Genomic DNA, 18,933 nt, shown 5'->3' with positions numbered 1-18,933 from the left:
AACTATGACATCATCTGAAAATCAGACCCTGCCTAATCTCACAGCCAACGATGGTCTGGTATTGCCTGCCATCGGATTTGGTACATACAAACTTCGCGGTTTCGATGGTTCAACCGCTATTGAATCAGCACTTAACAACGGTTACCGGTTGCTGGATAGCGCAGTTAACTATGACAACGAAGGGACTGTTGGCAAAGCTATACACCAAAGTGGAGTGCCCCGCGAAGACATTATTGTGACTTCGAAACTCCCAGGCCGCTACCATAATCATGACCAAGCTGTCGAGACTATCGAGGAGAGCTTGCTCCGCATGGATCTCGATTATATTGATTTGTATCTGATTCATTGGCCAAATCCAATCGAAAACCAATACGTCGAAGCTTGGCAGACACTGATTGAGCTCAAAGATCGGGGCCTAATTAAGCATATTGGTGTGAGTAACTTTCTTCCTGAGCACATTGATCGTCTCGTCAAGGAAACTGGCGTCACTCCCGCAGTCAACCAAATTCAGCTACACCCGTATTGGCAGCAACAAGACTTAAAAGCTTATGACGACAAACATGGCATCATTACTGAAGCATGGAGTCCTTTGCGTCGAGGCGGCGAAACGGTGAAAGATCCTACTATTGTGTCGGTAGCGCAGAAGCATGGCGTTACACCCACTCAGGTGGTTCTCAGGTGGCATGTGGATTACGGTGACATCCCAATCCCTAAGTCCGCTACACCATCCCGCCAAATTGAGAACCTTGACGTAATGAGTTTCGACTTCGACGATGAGGATCGTGCAGCTTTCGCTGGATTAGACAGCCCAGACGGTAGCCGTGGAGATTTTGATCCACGCAGTCATCAAGAAATGTAATTGCAATATGTTCTCTTGAAAGAGATACGCAGGAACTCAATTCCGACAGCGCTGCGCTACACTCATTGCGCTGCTGCGGCGGCGAGATCCTGCGGATCCATGCTGTCTAATGCGCTATAAACAGCTTCAAACAGCTCATCGGCCTTTTCAGCTATCAACAACCCCGCTGGAGTTAACTCATACGTTGAGCAAACCGTGGTGCCAACTCTCACTACCAAATGATCGTGGAGCAGGGTCTTCAAGGTGATAGAGAGCATACGCTCACTCATGCCTGCTATAGCATCTTTCAACTCTCCAAAACGCTTCGGCCCTACTCTCAGTGACGAGAGAATAAGCACACTCCAACGCCGAGAAACATCTGTGAGCAACTTGCGAGAAATACAACGATCTGAAAACACGTTGTATTGCATTGTTTCACTCGATGCATCGCTGAGCTTCGAGTGACATCGTCCTACTGCCGCCTCGGCGTTGCTATCAATTGCTGTTGGAGTATCCATATCGCCCATTCTAATCCGACACGACCGTTTTCACTAACCATTTGTTAGTGCTAACATAATGTTAGTTTCGATTTTGGATAATGATTTCTGTGAAATAACCTCACGAAACCATTGCCATTGCTACGAAGCAAAGAAAAGAACAGCATCACTACTATTAAGGAGTTGACATGAGCAAGGTAACTATTTTTGGCAAGGGCAATATGGGTTCAGCGCTCAGTGGAATAGCCGAAAAGGCAGGAGCAGAGGTACAGGCTATAGATTCATCCACAGCTGAAGGCACAGCCATTTCTGGTGAGATCGTCATTCTTGCGGTCCCATACCCAGCACTTGAGGCGATTGTCAATCAGTACGGTGAACAACTCCCCGGTAAGACTGTTGTAGACATCACCAATCCATTGGACTTTTCAACCTTCGATTCACTCGTCACCCCTTCAGACTCCTCAGCAGCTCAACAACTGGCTGAAAAACTCCCTGAGGCTCACGTTCTCAAGGCGTTCAACACCAATTTCGCCGCGACACTAGCTTCCGGCAAAATCGGAGAGAAACAAACCACAGTGTTGATAGCAGGCGATGACGCTGACGCTAAAACAGATCTATCTGCGCTTGTACAGGCTGCTGGCCTTGAGGCCATCGATGCAGGTGCACTCAAGCGAGCTCGTGAATTGGAAGCTATAGGATTCCTGCAACTCACCCTTGCTGCAGGAGAGAAGATTGCTTGGACTGGTGGCTTCGCCGTCCAGCGCTAACTACTATCTCGCTGCTGATATATAAAGCAGTATCAATTCATAACAACACAGACACAGTGAAGCCACTAAGGTCACTTGGTCTGTGTTGTTATGAATTTTGCACATTCTTGTTTTTAGAATTTAAGAATCAGGAAGGATGCGCAATCAAATCTCGTTCAATCCAAGCCATGATTAAGGCAGCTAAGGCAGCAATTTGCTCATCGCTGAGTTCTTGCCCTCGATGGATGTGATGCCATTTCTCTATGCACCCTCTACAACAAGTTGCGGTTGCATGTTGAGCAGTAAATACCAGATGCCCCCGAAACGGTGTCTGCTTACCGTCTTTGCTAGGATAGGCATCCCCCACACGACTTCGTAACAGTTCCTGCGCATGTAGAGCTATAACTGCACGACCTTTATCCCTTGCATACTGCCTATCGTGAGCACTCAGCGAAAACTTTGCTCTAAAAGGGGAATGCGATAGACGATCTAGCGTCTGCTCTATCCAAAATTCTCGATCATCTTCCACTTCTTGCATATCTCCAGCTTAGGTCGCTCGCTGCACGGGAATCCACTCAACTGACGATGTCTGCTATCAAGGAGAACGCCCATCCTTGCAGTAACGATCAGCTGAAGCGCAACTGGTATTCCTTTGTAGATCAAGAATTCAACACACCTAAATTACTTACAGATGTAAAGAGTTTTTACTGAGGACGATGCTTGAAATCCTCAATCGGAGTAGGGTGGTGACTGATAAAAATGAGACCGTATAGGCTTCGAGCCACTTGGTTTCAGAAGGGGGCAATAGATTTACATGGCTATATCAACAATGACCGTGGCAGACATGGTGGGGGTCTTTTTCAACCAGGATGCTCCAATTCATGTCAGTGCCTTTGACGGATCGAGTTTCGGCAGCAAAGACGCTCCACTCAATTTGGAAATTCGCAATTCACGCGCCGTCTATTACATTGCAGAATGTCCGAACGATTTAGGCCTTGCACGCGCATATCTTCAAGGTGATATCGCATCGCCAGAACTTGAACCCGGCAACCCATACAGTGTGTTTAAGCAGTTGATGGAGCTGAAGGAGTACACCAGAAAACCGAAGAAAACCGAGTTGGCGAAACTCAGTGCAACCATTCTGTCGCATGGCATAAGAAAACCCAAGCCACCGGAAATAGAGCTTCCATCTTTGGCTCAGCGCATGGCTGAAGGAATCATGCCACACACCAAAAAGGGTGATGCGGCGACCGTCAGCTATCACTACGATCAAAGTAACGACTTCTATGCGATGTTTCTTGGACCGTCAATGACTTACACCTGCGCCTGCTTCCCAACAGCAGATGCGACTCTTGAAAAAGCACAAGACCACAAACTCAATATGGTACTTGACAAACTGAACCTCAAAGAGGGCGATTCGCTCCTTGACATCGGTTGCGGTTGGGGATCGATGGAAATCGCAGCAGCAAAGCGTGGTATTCGCGTAATAGGCGTCACCCTTTCACAAGAACAGGTTGATTGGGGCACTGAATGGATAGCACGCGAAGGTCTTGAAGACCTCGCTGAGGTTCGCTTGATGGATTATCGAGATGTCCCAGAATCTGGTTTCGATGGCATCTGCTCTATCGGCATGATGGAGCACGTTGGACACAAGCATTATCACGCTTATTTCAAGGAGATGCTCGATAAGCTGCGCCCAGGTGGCATGCTGCTCAATCATCAAATTACTAGGTGCAACAGCTTCCAAGGCAAGCGCGCTGGTGGCTTTATCGACCGATACATTTTCCCTGACGGCGAGCTAGCCAGCCCAGGAGAAATTGAAGTCACCATTAACAATGTGGGATTCGAAGTTATTAATCAAGAGAATCTCAGGCAGCACTACGCAATTACGCTCAAACATTGGAATGAGAATCTGCAAGACCGCTGGGATGACGCAGTTAAACTAGTAGGCGAGCCCAAAGCCCGACTGTGGGGTGTCTATATGGCAGGATCGCGATTCAACTTCGAGTTGAACACCATCCAGATTCACCAGTTCCTCTGCATCAAACCAGACCCCGAAACAGGAACCACCACCTATCCTCTCCGTCCATGGTGGAACAGATAGGGAATCAGCTTTGATAACTGCAATAAAAGGGCAGCTAATTCAGGTATTTTTCGCCTGAAAGCTGCCCTTTTATTGCAGTTATCTCTTACTACAGAATAATTCTTACTCGGAAGCTTCTTGGCGGGCCACCTCAAGTGCTTTGTTAAAGGCTTCGCTTGTCCAACTCGCTCCTGCTACCTTATCGACTTTCAAATCTTTCAGAGCTTTGCCCTCAACCACACCTGGAATTGCTTTAATAAATGCATTCTGATGGTTTTTAGAAATCGTGGTGAAAGGGTGCCCAACAACTTGTACATCGCTTATATGACCGGCAGCAACAGTAATGGTCACATCAATGGTGTCCTCACCAACAGGACCATACTCACCTTTGATGGCATAACTACCATCTTTGTATGTGCCAGTATCCTTCTTGGAACCAGCTGAGCTACTCGCAGATGAATCTGAAGATGAACTTGAATCGGTATTAGCAGGTGAACTACTGGATTCATCTCCCGAACCGGCGTAAGCATCATCCATAGGAATTGCAGAAGATTCACCGCAGCCTGCAAGCAAAGTACTTGCAGCTACTAGCCCCAGTGCGGCAAGCGATGTCGCTGTAATAGTTTTCCTCTGTGCCCTCACGCTGACATCCTTTCTTGATCCAGCCGCATGCGTCATCCCTAGTATGTATGTCTCCAATAATGGGATTTCAGATGCTTGTACCGTCAGTTTTTGAAGATTTAGTAGGGTCAATGAATCCTACAGGCAGATCAGATGCAGCTCCACTCGCTTGGTTCGATCCACCGCTTATTGCCTGATCAGATCTCACCAGAGTAGGTTTTCCGCCAGCTTCCATATAGCTCTGTTGCGCGCTGTTGTCATTCCACTGTTCGCCAACGAGCACTCCATGGTTCAACATAATTTCGCGTTGTGCACAAGAGGCCACCAAAGCATCATGGGTCACCACGATGATAGTAGTTCCTTGTTGGTGAAGCTGTTTGAAGAGATCCAACACAATTTTCTCATTGGTACCGTCGAGGTTACCGGTAGGTTCGTCTGCCAGGATCAGTTTTGGACAATTAATCAAAGCTCGAGCTATACAAACCCGCTGTTGTTCACCACCAGACAATTGCCCAGGCAAGTGATGCGCACGCTCTTCAAGTCCTACCTTGCGAAGGCTTTCCATTGCTTGTTCCTCATCGACAACGGAATGGTAATACTGCGCAACCATCACATTCTCAACGGCGGTGAGATGCGGCACCAGATAAAACTTTTGAAATACTAGACCAATCACATTTTTTCGCACATCAGCAAGTTGGGTAGCATTCAAATCGTTGAGCTGCCTTCCTTCAAGCGTTACGGAGCCTTCGCTGGGAGTGTCCATACATCCAATGATGTTCATCAAGGTTGTTTTCCCCGAGCCAGAGGAACCGACGATAGCAAGCCACTCACCCTCGCCCACAGACAGACTCAGATCGTCAACTGCGTGTAGATCGCCATAAATCTTCGACACATGATCCAATTCGAGCAACATATTCGCCTCTTTCTTAACTCCACATCTTTTGTGTAGGGATTTTCACGCCGACCCACACTATCGTTTTTCTAGACCGTTGGAATTCCGCCATTCTTAGCTAACCTCTGTGGCGGACCACCGATAAATCCCTACACAAACAGCTTTTCTCGTCTTATTCTTCTCTCAGAACGACAGCGGGATCAATTCGGGACGCTCTGCGAACCGGACGTATGGTCGCAATCACCGCTATGAGCATGCTAGAAAGAACCGCAGCGAGCGCCAGCAGCCAGTTCATCTGCAAATCGTGCTCAAAAACTGTAGCGCACAGTATCCACGCCAACCAATATCCCAGAACGATACCCAACAAACCACCGAGCAGACCGTACAGTGCCGATTCTGCATAAAACTCTGTGCCTACACGAGACGAGGGAGCGCCTAATGCTTTTCGTAAACCGATTTCATTACGACGTTGCGAGACAATAGATGTCATTGTTGTGCCCACACCGACGAATGTCAATACCAAAACCACCGCAGAAACTAGCCAAAACAGAGTTTGCAACATGGTAATGATTGTTGCATTGGATGCAGTGATCTTCGTAACGGTTTGTGCTTTGACCCCCATACTGCTCATAGCATTGATGCTCTGTGCAATAGCATCTAAGGCACTTCCTGAAGCATCAACTGAATACTCAAGCACATCAGCCCCACGTGTTGAAGCAGCGAGTTTATCAAGATCCGACCTCGTCGCATACACCATCTGATCCTCAGAACCACCGGTGTCAACAATTCCCGCAACTCTAAAGCTCACACCACCTTCTTCCATGATGTCAGTGGAAACGCGGCCATCCGAAGCGGTCGCTGAACTAGTAGCGGATGGAGTAGTTTGCGTAGAACCCGAAGCAGCAGTACCGCCCGCATTGTCGGCAGAACGATACGCAATGGTGATATCACCACCAACTTTTAGACCGAGAGCTGTCGCAATATCAGTACCAACCAGCACACTACCCTGCGACGGCCAAGCACCCTGAACACTCCAATGATGATTAATTGCTTTTACAGCAGCTGGATCAATGCCGGCCATCATATACGATGAAGCATTAATCCTTACGGTGTCGTAACGGTACGTCGCCAGTTTGGTCGGAGCTTTGGCCTCTATCATTTCCGTGGTGTGTGCAACCATATCGTCAGCAATGCCAGATTTGGCTGAAGCATTCTTTTCCACCGCAGTTACCACCAAATTTGCTCCATATGAGCGCATATCTTCGCTCATTTGCTGCGGAACGGCAATGCACACCGCAGCCAAACAAAATAATGTGGCAGCACCTACAGTGGATGCGATAACTGCCATCAGAGCCCTAGACCGCCGTCTAAATACTGCGCCAAGAATCATAACCACGAACATCCGTCCGTTGGTCATAGTCCCCATCCCGAAACGCTTATTCCGCATCGATTTACCTGCCATGCAGCACCTCCGCAGGTCTCAGCCTGAGAATTGAACGAATACCCGATAATGAAGCTGCCAGAATAGTCACCGCAAGCAGCACAAACACTAGAACGAACACCATCGGTCGCATAGTGATGCCCGATCCAAACACCACATGCCCGACGACCTGAGCCATTAATGAACCCAATCCTGCTCCCACCACAGCGCCAACTATGCTCACGGAGGCTGTTTCCAACAGCACTAATCTGCTCACTGATCCGTCAGTAGCGCCAATAGCTTTCAACAGAGCAAATTCAGATGAACGCTCTGATATAGCCGCTGCCATAAGGTTCGCTACCGCGATAGCTGCAGCAAGCAAACTCAGAGCAGTCATCAGGATCATCACAGCCTGTGTTTTCTTCATCACATCACCTTGCAATGCTGCAATTTGGCGAACCTGCTTAGCAACAGAGCCAGGAATTACCTCTTCAATCTGATAAGCAATTGAGGACGGGTAAGCCGTGCAGTACCACGTTTCCCAATCCTCCTGAGAGAGCGCTCCTGGGTTGCGAGCAGCCTTGCGAGCCAGATCATTCTCAGGGGTGGTTAAAGCCTTGACCTCGACCCGATCGACCTGGTCAGGCAATTCGGCAAGATCTTGAGCCACAGATGAGGAAAGGTACACGGCATCATTGTCATCATCGCCAGAGTCATATATCCCAACGATTTGTAGTTGTTGAGATTTCTTGCCTTTGGCGACAGTTAAGGTGTCTCCAACTGTTGCGGCGAGCTCCTTAGCGAGATTGGAACCGATCATCGCCTGGTTGGTGTCATCCTTTACCCACGATCCTTGAAGCTTCCACCACGAACGCATGCCACGCACTCCAACCGTTGACGATTCACCGGTGGATGCGGTAACACGCTTGTTAAACCATGTGCCAACTAGCGGAACCGAGCGTGACGTACACGACGCTTGCGAAGACCCCTCTGAAGACTTGCAATTAACACCAATCGTTGCATGAGTGTTGAGCTGAGGAGCAAAATCCGTGATGTTGTATGCCCAAAAAATCGTCTTGATTTTCGCAATATCCGACTCCTTAATGAAGGCAGTAGGGTCGGAATTCATAGCGCTTCCCGAAGAATCTGAATCGCCTGCTGCATATAAGTCAGAAACGACTGCATCTGATTTCGGCTGAACCATGATATTAGAACCATAGGTTGAGAGTTCAGCATTCAGTTTGTCACCGACATCGAAAACCACTCCCAACATCGCAACGCTCACGCATGCCGAAAGTCCTACACTCACCGCGATAAGGACGCGTCTACTCAACTGTCTGCTTAGTGAACGTAACACCATACGATTGAGAAACATGTCATTGCCTCCCATCAGCTCTTAAAGTGACTTGATAATGCATCAAGATCTGAAGTCTGGATAGTAATGCTGCCGTTGCCAGCTTGGTATGGGAAAGGAATCGGATTACACCCACCCGCGAATCCGATGGTGGCAAGATTAATAGCCACATCGCATCTCTTGCAGATGATTTTCCCGTCTTTCTCGTAATACCCTGCATCACCACAGTTGTCGCAAGCATCAAGGCCAACCCCATAAGCACCACCATTCTTTTTGATGATGATGAAACGCATCACGGTTCCGTCTTTAGCCTTGTATTCAAAGCGGTGCAAATGTCCATCAGCGAGCTGAGAGAATTTGATGGTTGCCACGCTTTTATTTGAAGAGAGAGCATACGACTCAGGAGGCGAAAGCACAGGAACCTGATTGGTCTGTGCAACGCCGTAAGTCAAAGCCACCGTTACGCCAATCACAGCGAGAATTGTCCAAACGCCGGCAGCCTTCGCACGTCTTCTCAAAGCAGTGTGCTGCCTGACTATTGCTGTGTTTTCACCAGCTACAGGCATCCTGAATCCTGCGACGATGGATGCAATTGCAGGAAGTAGAAACACCACAATTTGAGCAATAATCAAAGGAGTTGCGTGATTAATGAGCCACGCCAATAAACGGAAAGACGTGCCCCGCAGAAACACATCTCCCGTAGTCTGCATCACTGTAAGCAATGCCGTGACATGCTGTATGAATATCAAAGCCAGTAGCAGCAGCGCAGCAGCGTCAAAAAATCGCACATGTACACAAGCACGCAAACTTCGAACTATGCAAGCCACAATAATCGAAGCCGCCAAACCCATAATGAAGCCCAAAGCACGCAGCAACATTGCTGAAGTGAACACTGGGTCACCTGGCTCAACAAAAATTGTCAGCTCAAGTATTACGTCCGGCAGCGCACGGAACACTATCAAAGCGATAGCAACCGCAGCAATCGCATTGGAAAGATCCAAACGGCGTGGATGCTCAGCACGTTCAGATACTGTTTTCCTAGCACCAAACAGCACAACTGCCAGAGCCATATCTGCGAGCACACAACATATCAATGTGGGATAGTTGACCACAGTGCGCTGATTAATAACAGCAGTCGCTCGTAATGCGGCAAAAATGACTGCAGCTAAACAACCAATACCTAGGCCGTACAATCTCCATCTGGAACTGCGAGGTTTGCTCTTGCCTTCACCCGCGCCAAGCATCACACTGACACTCATCACGATCAATGCCGCACCAAGCGTTCCAGGCATTACGGTCACGAACTGTTCAAGCATCCAGACCAGCTCCCTATTCTGGTGGGCATAGCATCCCTGTGACCCACAAATGAACCCTTCCCAATGTTATGCGCTTACGCACAAATGGGGAAGGGTAAAAAACATACAAGCGGACGATAACTGCCAAACCAGCGGGCAACTTCACAGCCGTAGGCTGCTCACCGATCCTATGGCAAGCCCGCTGGGCTTACCACCACTTAACAGCTCAGCTACGAAAAGCGCACTGCGCACTCGAAACAACGTGTTCACGCTTCGTCCTGCAATAACGGACGGCCCCGAAGGGCCGACCCAACATGTACTTCGCGCTCGATAAGTCGCGCTCACGAGCCTACAAACAGCACACAGTGCTGTTTGCTCACGGCTCTACCATTCATGAGGGGTGTAATCCCAGTCCCATGAGACGGTGATGGGATCGGTCCAGAACTTGCCTTTGACACCAGTTTCTGGATCAGTATGAATCATCCAGCCCTTCTTCTCTGGGGAATCAATCTTGTAAGTAAGCTTGTATGTTCCAGCTTTTTCCAATTTGATATTTGCACCGTAGTGAGGACCGTCAGAAGCATTCATTTGCATGAAAGTCCCTGATTGTGTATTGCTGGCATCATTTTCATCTGTGATGGTGTAGTTCACAGTCAAATCAGGAACAAACTCACCTTTAGCATATCCAAGGTTGTTATCAGCCAAAGCATGGATGTCAGCTTCTAGATGCATGTTGGCATCAGCTGCAGCTAATCCCATGCCCGCTGGTTCCATATCAACAGGCTGGAAAAATACCGTGCCAATATTCAGAGGACTTTTCTGTTGGTCATCACCGATTGGCACTTCTTCGAAGCCAGCGCCTGAGTCGCTTGACGACGAAGCTGTAGAAGAATCAGAGGAGTTGGTGTTGTCTGCAGAGCTGCTAGAACTCCCGCAGCCGGACAGGGCTAGTGCGCCGGATAGTACCAACGCCGCGACAGCCATGAGATGTTTCTTTGTCATGTTCTCTTTCCTTTTGTTTCCTGGTAACAGTAAGGATGTTGAAATCCTTTTTTTGGGGGGGGGGGTAAGCAATAGCAAGTATTATTTGGAGGTCGTCGCAAGCTTGGCTCGAGCACGCCGCTGTCGGATGACAGACACAGTGAACAGTGCAATCACTACTATGAGAGCGATTATCTGGGCAATAACCGTCTGCGCATATGGATATAAACCAATCCAATCGTTGGTTGGTACTGACGGCAGATAAGTAGCAGGAACGATGTCACCTTCTATGAGGGCATGCACTCCACCTCCGGCAAAAATCACGACCATAATAGCCATCAGAGCGCTGGTAATCATGAAGAACGGGCGTATAGGAATCTTGACTGAGGTATATCGAATCAGCAGGAAGAGTATCGCCAAGACCACAGCTGCGGCGGCGAATCCCAACCAAATCTCTCGTCCTCCACTTGGTGCCATAGTGAATATAGCCTGATAGAACATCACAGTCTCAGCACCCTCACGGAACACCGCTAGGAATGAGAGCAATGCCAAAGAGATCACACTCCCCTGCGAAACCGCGGCGACTGTTTTCTCCTTGATATAGGTATTCCAGGTTTCGACTGAAGATTTGGAGAGCATCCAATTGCTGGTATAGAGCAGCATCACCATCGCTATAAGGGCAGTAATGCCTTCCAGCAGTTCCTGATGTGCTCCAGCAGAGCTAAAGACCAAGGTAAACAGCAAGGCCATCAAAGCACTACCAAGTAATCCAGCAGCTACGCCCCAGTAAATGTAGCGCAGTTTATCCCTATGCCCAGCTTTGACCAAGTAAGCGATAATCGCTGCCACCACCAGCAGCGCCTCAAGACCCTCACGCAACAACACCACAAAAGCTTGTCCAAACGCACTGGTGAAGAATGCGGTCATAGGATTGACATTTCCCGCAGCACCACCATCTAGAGTTGTTGCATCTGCAGTGAGCATAGATTGAAGATCAGTCACCAGAGTCTTCACATGAGCGTTCGACTCGCCCTGAACCATTGCCAAGCGCGTTTCTTTGAATTGGTATTCGACTTGAGAAACGCGTCTACCGCTGATAGCGTTCATCACTGTTTTTTCGAAGCCCAGCTTCTCGTAATACTGATAATAGGCTTCATTGACCAGATCAGAACCTTTACGACCATCTCCTGAAGATGAAGCTTGGTATGACTTGTCAAGAATCTTGTTCATTTCATCGGCGACTTGTGACCAGCTGCGCTCTCCCCTGCCGGTATTTTTGTTTTTCTTGGCAGCTTCAAGTTGTTTACGCTGTTCTTCAATCTGCTTATCTAACGCAGTAGCATAAGTTTTGGGATCGGCAAGTGTGGTATTGGCATCAAGTTGTTGGGCGCTTGCAGTGAGGGCTGCTTGAAGAGTTAATACTTGCTGATTAATACTCTGCGCATTGCCTGCGGTGTATGAAGACTGCTCTATTGATTGGAACTGTTGTTGTAAATGTTGCTGTTGTTCCGTGCCGAGTATGTCGTTCACTGCTTTAGCAAAATTACTGGCAACATAAATGCTGTTATAGCTTGCACTGAACGTTGAAGATGCCCCTGCAGTGTCACCATCCGAATAACTGTGCTCCGCTGCGGTGAGCTGCTCATTTGCTGCTGTGGCAATATCACTCCATGTTGCATACTGCTCAGCATCAGCTGCATACGCAAGAGTTTGAGGTTGCAATACTGACAACACTGCGCAGGTAGCGAATACCATAGCGAACAGTCCTACCAAACGCTTCATGATTGAACGTATTTGTAATTGCATGCTGAGGCTCTTTCCGTATTCTCCTGAGAGAAAACAGTGTGGGGAAAATCACCAGTAAGCAAAACTAGCTGAAAATTTCCCTAAAGTGCAGTCTTGTTTTTCTCAGATTTGTGGTGTAAGGAGCATATTTTATACGTCACGACCACGTTAGCGATTCACGAAAAATCACTTACACAACTCAATATTCATGAGTAGAGTTTTTCACATGCAGCATCAACGTAATGCGAAGGAAGCAGCAAATAACGCTGTTATCGGCAATCTCAACCATGTCATTGCATTCCCTGAAGCGCTAGGAACAGGGATTGTGGTGCACACCGAGGACGAGATTGACACTCAACTTGAGTCCGAGCTTCAAACACTAATTGATAATTACGAAACCGTCCTTTCTCGCTTTCGCCACGATTCTCTGGTCACTGCAATGTCGAATGCAAGTCACGGTGGCAGTTTCGATTTTCCGGACTACCTCCATCCACTATTTGAGATATATGACCGCCTCTTTGCCGTTACAGAGGGGAAAATCGATCCACTGGTAGGTGCTGATTTAACACAATTAGGCTATGGAGCAGATATCAACTTTCATGCATCGGCCAATGTGAAGCAAACAGTGGGAGCGATTCATGGCAGACCACAGTGGAATGAAGCCGTTACGCGGCATGGCACAACACTAATCACTCATCGCGCGCTCCAGCTTGATTTCGGAGCAGTCGGAAAAGGGTTTCTAGTTGATTTGCTGAGTAGCGCCATCGCGCAGATGAAGGGATATGTTCTCATAGATGCTGGTGGCGATTTGCGTATGGAATGTGGCAACCCCATACGCATTGCACTAGAAGATCCCAGCAATGACGAGGATGCAGTCGGAATGGCTGAAATTCAAAACGGATCGTTATGCGCATCAGCCCCCAGCCGCAGACAATGGCCACTAGTCCTTGACCAACAGCAGACTCAACATTCCACGCACGAAAAAAGTTTCATCACTATGCACCACCTGCTTAATGCCATTGACGGTATGCCAGCAAACGATGTGGCTGCCACTTGGGTCGCTATCGACAATTCTTCAGAGGCAACACCTACCGCTATTCATAACACGACGAACTATCCAACGGCTTGGGCCGACGGCCTTTCAACTGCTTTATTTGTTTGTGACCCGGTCATCTTGAGCCGTGCCTTCGCTTTCGAATGTGCAGTAATTTTTCAGGACCGCACTGCTCTACTTTCTCAGCACTTTCCTGGCTCACTCTTTGCCCAACAGTGAATCTTTCCAAACACAGTGAATCTTTTCACACACACTATGGGCTCTGCGATCACCGCTATTCCACACTTTTCAACGAACTCACGGGATCAATACGATCCAACACTACGTTCGTAAACAACTGCACTACTAAGGCGAAGAACATCGTAGCAACAGCAGAAATTACATAGCTTGTCCAATGAACTTCGACTTCAAAAAACATGCCCGACATATTCAATACTCCTGTGAGCATGCCTCCAATAACACGTCCCAACGGCAGCCCCAAAAGAGTACCGAAGAATGCCAGTAACAGCATCTCTTTATTCACATAAACGTGGACTTCCCGATCAGTGAAACCCAGCACCTTCAAAGTAGCCATCTCACGTATACGCTCAGATACATTCGTGCTCGACAGCGTAAACAACACTACTAAAGCGAGCGCTCCAGCAAGCGCAACGATTAATGTCACGACTGCACTCATCAAATCAAAAGCAAAACTACGCTGCATTGATATGGTGCTGTTCGCAGAAGCCACTGATGAAGATTTCTTGAGATTCTCCGCATATGTGATCTGAGCATCATCACTACCCTTGAGCGTAGCCATCACCGCATTAGTAGCAAAATCTTGCTCGTTCACACCAAAAATCGACTCATACAGGCTTGCCGACATAAATATATCGCTGCCAATCAGATTGCGATACACATGCTGAACCTTAACGCTATGCTGACCATGTACATCGCTGCGCAGAGACACCGTATCGCCGTCGGATACACCCATAGAGTTCGCAGCACTTTGCGCGACCAGCAAACCACTGGTGCCCAAAGTCAGACGAGGTCGTTTACTCGGGGTTGTCGAGAAGCCGAAAGTACGACTCAGGCCTGTTGCTGCAGGTCGAAAATCAACCATGCTGCTTATATCCTGCCCATCGGGAACCACAATCAGACGGACTGATTCGCTTTCACCTGCCACATTAAGCAGGTCTGCGCCCTCCACTCGTAATTGCACTGATTGCTTCACTAGCCCATCATTCACCAGCTTCTGGCGCATGCTTGCTGCAGCATCATCTGAAACTGCGACGCTGAGCAAGTCATAGCGATCGACACCTCCATACTGTTTCACACCCAAGGTCTGAACTGTATCGTTAATGGCAAAACCGCAAACAATCAGTGCAGTGCAACCGGCAACGCCACCGACAGTCATCAACAGTCTGCTTTTGAAACGAAAGAGGTTGCGCACGGTTACCTTATTGAGAAAACTCATTCGATTCCATAACCATCTCCAGCGCTCCAACAACACACGAGAACCAACTTTCGGAGACTTCGGTCTCATAAGACGAGCAGGCATCTGAGACATCTCACCTTTGCAAGCCAACATTGTGGCTCCTACGACACCAACTGCAAATAATGCGAAGCCGCCGATTCCATATATCGAGTCGAAGAAGAATGTGGTGTTCTCAATGATGTACAAACCATCCAACACCTTCATCAAGAATGCGGGAATGCCTATAAAGCCAAGAACGTTACCCAACACGCCGCCGAGCGTGCATGCCGCGAGCGCGAAAATCACATACCGCGAAGCAATCGAGATTCTGCCATATCCAAGACCCAAGTATGTACCGATCAGCCCTCGATCTTCTTCCACCATGCGCGTCATTGCGGTCAGGCTCATCAGTATGGCAACGACCAAAAACACCACAGGAAACGCTCGACCGATTGATTCGATTGAACTCAAATCTCCCTTCAGATTGGAATATGTGGCTATGGACGCTCGATCCTGAATATGCCATTGCACAGCAGTATCGTTTGCATCCGAACCCGCATTCGAACTCGCGCTGGATTCAGATCCCTGGGCTTCATTTGTTTGCTGCAATTGCAACTGCTGCAGCTGTTCTTGTCTCGCTACTTCTCTGTGCTGTGTAACCGTGCTATCAATACGATCAATGACTTTCTGCACTTTAGCTGCGTATTCATCCGAAAAAGTATCCAGCTCCTGCGCTCCTGAAACAGCAATGGAAATGGCTGAATACACTGCCGTATCATTGCTGCCTGAGGGAACAAAAAAATCATAGCTATTACTTTCCTGTGAGCGGAAAGCACCGGTGCTGTATCCTTCAGGATTCGCAATATCCGTTGGATCAAGCACCACCGCCGTGATGGTGTATTCAGCGGCGGTTGATTGCCCAGTGACTGCATTACTTGTTGTGAGATTCACCTTGTCGCCCAACCGTGCCCCACTGTCAACAATAAAACGCTTCGTTGCCGCTACATCGTTCTTGCCTGTGGGCAATGCGCCTTGCTGCACTGAAACTTGGTTAAGCCCGTTACTACCAAGTTCTTGTATTGTGGCGAGGTGCTCTGTATGATCCACCTGCACACTCGCTGTGCTGGTATGCTCACCCTGTACTGATTGCACTCCTTCCACGTCAGAAAGAGCTTTCAGATCCTCATCTGTAAGGCCCGCTGAGGACACCACCTGAATATCGTAAAGGTGCTGCGCATCATAAAAGCGGTCAGCCGATAGCAGGGTATCTTTGCACCCTGCATATATACCTGTTAGCACAGCGACGCCGAGCATAGTAATCAATGCAATAGAGAGAAATCTTTTCCAATTCGCCAGAGATGTGCGCCAAATATCCTTGACCACAACATTTGAGCGCCGAGGTTTGTGGCTATTTTTTTGCGCACTATTGTTCTCCATATCGCACCTACCACTCGATGTCAGCTATAGGAACAGGATGGTCATTCGTAATGCTGTGTTGTACTTGACCACTCCTAAAGTGAATTACTTTGTCTGCCATCGCTGAAATAGCTGTGTTGTGGGTGATAATCACCACGGTCATCCCCTGTTTACGGCTAATATCTTGCAATAATTGCAGAATCTGTTTGCCGGTTGCATAGTCCAATGCTCCCGTTGGCTCATCACACAATAGAAGTTTGGGGCGTTTGGCTATGGCACGAGCAATCGCTACGCGCTGCTGCTCTCCACCCGACAACTGACTTGGAAAATTATCGAGTCTATGACCTAATCCAACTTGTTCGAGAGTTTCTCGCGGATCGAAATGCTCACGTCGTATTTGAGAGGCTAGCTCAACGTTTTCTAGTGCAGTCAAGCTAGAGACCAGATTGTAGAACTGGAAAACAAAGCCAATGTCTGTACGTCGATACAGTGTCTGTTCTTTGCGCTTTAGGGCAGATATGTCTCGACCATCGACCGTGACTTTTCCTGAACTGAGAGTATCCATTCCTCCGAGGATGTTTAGAGCGGTGGTCTTTCCAGCACCTGATGCACCCAAAATGATTGTGAGGCTTCCTTGACTTATTGAAAAACTGACATCGTCAAGAGCGCGGATACTTCCTTCACCTGAAGCATATTCTTTAACGACGTGCGCGAATTCGATATATGTCAACGTGTCCTCCTTAATTAGGGGATCATATTTAGGGTGAATCCATGCTCATAACAATCTTCACAAGCCTCTTGGCACCACAAGAGACTATGCTTCAAGAGCAGTTGGATTGAGTGTGCAGACGCTGCACCACCCTTTCCTGACATCATCGTATCGCACGCATGGGGAGCCTGCGCATACGTCCGAGGAGGCACCGTGGGTTCCAGCAATACACCAGAGAGCAGCGAGGCAACGCCCGAAAAAATCCAGAAGGTCCCAGAAACCTTGCACCGCACCTTGAAAAATCGGCACATACAACTCATCGCTCTCGGCGGAGCAATAGGCACTGGCTTGTTCTATGGATCAAGCGAATCCATCTCTCTAGCTGGTCCGTCTATTTTGTTGGCTTATCTTCTTGGCGGAGGAATAATTTTTCTTATTGTCCGCGCGCTCAGTGAAATGAGCGTTCAAGACCCCAAGGCTGGGGCATTTAGCTATTATGCCAGTAGATATTGGTCTAAACGACTTGGATTTATCTCAGGTTGGAACTACTGGTTTAATTACATCTTGGTCTCTATGGTTGAGCTATCAGTAGTTGGCTCATTCGTGAACTACTGGTTTCCTTCTATTCCTGCTTGGCTTTCAGCTGCTGTGTTTCTCGTAGCAATAACATGCACAAATTTATTGGGTGTGAGTCGCTTTGGAGAATTTGAATTCTGGTTTGCCATCATCAAAATTGTTGCGGTTATAGCAATGATTTTGGGTGGGGTTGCTATTCTCGCTCTTCATCTACCGAGCGACAGCGGAGTAACTGCTTCCTTTCGTAACTTCTTCGCTCTGGATGGTGGCGCACTACCCCATGGCTTAATCTCACGGACAGCCGATGGACAATGGACTGGTTTACTTATGGCACTCGCCGTAGTGATGTTCAGTTTCGGCGGCACCGAGTTGATTGGTATAACTGCTGCAGAAACTGCAGAACCTCAACGGACAATTCCTAAAGCCACCAACGATGTGATTTGGAGAATTTTAGTCTTTTATATCGGTGCTTTGGGAATCATTATGGCGGTGGTTCCTTGGAATACTATTGGCGTGCCAAATGCACAAGGAACAGTAATCAGCCCGTTCGTACAAATATTTGACTCTGTGGGCATTCACGCTGCTGCTGGAGTGCTCAATTTCGTATGTCTCACAGCAGTGATGAGTGTATACAACTCAGGGTTATACGCCAACTCACGTATGTTATTTTCTTTGTCTAAACAAGGCAACGCACCTGCATATCTTGGGCATCTTTCGAAAAATGGTGTACCAGTCGGTGGAGTACTCACTTCAGCAGCAATCACCGCTATAGCGGTTGTGGTGGTATTCCTTTGGCCAGATTTCGCTTTCAACTATCTGATGTCTATAGCCACAATCGCTGGCATTATCAATTGGGTCATTATCGTGATTACCGAGATGAAATTTCGCAAACGCGTTGTAGAAGGTCACGGCCCCGGCAAGCTCTCGTCTCTTCAAGGACAATTAGCTATTGAAAAAATCCGTTTCAAGATGCCATACCAGCCCATCAGCAATATTATTGTGCTGATCTTCCTTGCTTGTGTGGTTATTCTGATGTGCTTCTCGTCAAGCTATCGAGTCGCTGTTGCAGTTGGACCAATCTGGCTCATTTTTTTGCTGTGTGCCTACGAGATTAGCCAGCGTCGCCACAGCTAACTGTTATCCACAGGCAACTATTATTACAACAATACGACTTGGTATTGCTATAGAAAACTTGCCGTCAAACGTTTGA

16 protein-coding genes are annotated in these 18,933 nt (G+C 48.1%); 5 read left to right on the top strand and 11 right to left on the bottom strand.

The features are described from left to right. The first annotated feature begins 4 nt into the window (after positions 1 to 4). Positions 5 to 859: an aldo/keto reductase gene (locus LKI20_RS01940; RefSeq protein WP_291769117.1), complete on the top strand. Its 855-nt coding sequence runs from the start codon at positions 5 to 7 to the stop codon at positions 857 to 859. A gap of 62 nt (positions 860 to 921) precedes the next feature. On the opposite strand, the gene LKI20_RS01935 is transcribed toward LKI20_RS01940, so the two are convergent. Continuing rightward, a complete protein-coding gene (locus tag LKI20_RS01935) occupies positions 922 to 1,356 on the bottom strand; it encodes a winged helix-turn-helix transcriptional regulator (RefSeq protein WP_291769115.1) in 435 nt (144 codons plus the stop codon). Positions 1,357 to 1,523: 167 nt separating this feature from the next. Between LKI20_RS01935 and LKI20_RS01930 the strand changes: the two genes are divergently transcribed. Further along, on the top strand, positions 1,524 to 2,102 hold the full coding sequence (locus LKI20_RS01930; RefSeq protein WP_291769112.1) for an NADPH-dependent F420 reductase: 579 nt from the start codon (positions 1,524 to 1,526) through the stop codon (positions 2,100 to 2,102). Positions 2,103 to 2,229: 127 nt separating this feature from the next. Here LKI20_RS01930 and LKI20_RS01925 read toward each other — a convergent pair whose 3' ends face one another. Further along, the gene (locus LKI20_RS01925; RefSeq protein WP_291769109.1) at positions 2,230 to 2,619 is read right to left on the bottom strand and encodes a DUF4186 domain-containing protein; all 390 of its coding nucleotides are present in this window, start codon (positions 2,617 to 2,619) and stop codon (positions 2,230 to 2,232) included. A gap of 276 nt (positions 2,620 to 2,895) precedes the next feature. Between LKI20_RS01925 and LKI20_RS01920 the strand changes: the two genes are divergently transcribed. Beyond that, the gene (locus LKI20_RS01920) at positions 2,896 to 4,185 is read left to right on the top strand and encodes a class I SAM-dependent methyltransferase (RefSeq protein WP_291769107.1); all 1,290 of its coding nucleotides are present in this window, start codon (positions 2,896 to 2,898) and stop codon (positions 4,183 to 4,185) included. A gap of 102 nt (positions 4,186 to 4,287) precedes the next feature. Here LKI20_RS01920 and LKI20_RS01915 read toward each other — a convergent pair whose 3' ends face one another. The 7 genes from LKI20_RS01915 to LKI20_RS01885 all read right to left on the bottom strand — a co-directional run bounded on the left by LKI20_RS01915 (position 4,288) and on the right by LKI20_RS01885 (position 12,533). Next, positions 4,288 to 4,842, bottom strand: a complete 555-nt coding sequence (locus LKI20_RS01915) for an FMN-binding protein (protein ID WP_434734899.1) — start codon at positions 4,840 to 4,842, stop codon at positions 4,288 to 4,290. Between the two features lie 31 nt (positions 4,843 to 4,873). Continuing rightward, on the bottom strand, positions 4,874 to 5,698 hold the full coding sequence (locus tag LKI20_RS01910) for an ABC transporter ATP-binding protein (RefSeq protein ID WP_291769102.1): 825 nt from the start codon (positions 5,696 to 5,698) through the stop codon (positions 4,874 to 4,876). Between the two features lie 151 nt (positions 5,699 to 5,849). Next, complete coding sequence (locus LKI20_RS01905) at positions 5,850 to 7,094, bottom strand: ABC transporter permease (protein ID WP_291773310.1); 1,245 nt, start codon at positions 7,092 to 7,094, stop codon at positions 5,850 to 5,852. Positions 7,095 to 7,128: 34 nt separating this feature from the next. Next, positions 7,129 to 8,472, bottom strand: a complete 1,344-nt coding sequence (locus LKI20_RS01900) for an ABC transporter permease (protein ID WP_291773308.1) — start codon at positions 8,470 to 8,472, stop codon at positions 7,129 to 7,131. 14 nt (positions 8,473 to 8,486) lie between these two features. Next, positions 8,487 to 9,767 carry a DUF2318 domain-containing protein gene (locus tag LKI20_RS01895; RefSeq protein ID WP_291769099.1) on the bottom strand — a complete coding sequence of 427 codons (1,281 nt, stop codon included), beginning with the start codon at positions 9,765 to 9,767 and terminating at the stop codon, positions 8,487 to 8,489. A 363-nt stretch (positions 9,768 to 10,130) separates the two neighbouring features. Continuing rightward, positions 10,131 to 10,748 (bottom strand): iron transporter, encoded by a 618-nt coding sequence (locus LKI20_RS01890; RefSeq protein WP_291769096.1) that lies wholly within the window; start codon positions 10,746 to 10,748, stop codon positions 10,131 to 10,133. An 81-nt stretch (positions 10,749 to 10,829) separates the two neighbouring features. Continuing rightward, positions 10,830 to 12,533, bottom strand: a complete 1,704-nt coding sequence (locus LKI20_RS01885) for an FTR1 family iron permease (RefSeq protein ID WP_291769093.1) — start codon at positions 12,531 to 12,533, stop codon at positions 10,830 to 10,832. Positions 12,534 to 12,738: 205 nt separating this feature from the next. Here LKI20_RS01885 and LKI20_RS01880 point away from each other — a divergent pair, with 205 nt between their 5' ends. Then, entirely contained in the window at positions 12,739 to 13,785 is a 1,047-nt protein-coding gene (locus LKI20_RS01880) for an FAD:protein FMN transferase (RefSeq protein WP_291769090.1), read from the top strand. Positions 13,786 to 13,840: 55 nt separating this feature from the next. Here LKI20_RS01880 and LKI20_RS01875 read toward each other — a convergent pair whose 3' ends face one another. Both LKI20_RS01875 and LKI20_RS01870 read right to left on the bottom strand, forming a co-directional pair. Continuing rightward, positions 13,841 to 16,459, bottom strand: coding sequence for an ABC transporter permease (locus LKI20_RS01875; protein WP_291769087.1), 2,619 nt, complete (start codon positions 16,457 to 16,459; stop codon positions 13,841 to 13,843). Positions 16,460 to 16,466: 7 nt separating this feature from the next. Then, positions 16,467 to 17,168: an ABC transporter ATP-binding protein gene (locus LKI20_RS01870; RefSeq protein WP_291769084.1), complete on the bottom strand. Its 702-nt coding sequence runs from the start codon at positions 17,166 to 17,168 to the stop codon at positions 16,467 to 16,469. Between the two features lie 192 nt (positions 17,169 to 17,360). Here LKI20_RS01870 and LKI20_RS01865 point away from each other — a divergent pair, with 192 nt between their 5' ends. Beyond that, on the top strand, positions 17,361 to 18,857 hold the full coding sequence (locus LKI20_RS01865) for an amino acid permease (protein WP_434734898.1): 1,497 nt from the start codon (positions 17,361 to 17,363) through the stop codon (positions 18,855 to 18,857). The last annotated feature ends 76 nt before the right edge of the window (positions 18,858 to 18,933 follow it).

This window comes from Bifidobacterium sp. (assembly GCF_022647885.1).
In the GTDB taxonomy this organism is placed as follows: domain Bacteria; phylum Actinomycetota; class Actinomycetes; order Actinomycetales; family Bifidobacteriaceae; genus Bombiscardovia.
Note: the sequence above shows the minus strand (reverse complement) of the source record. Positions and strands in the feature narration are given on the sequence as shown.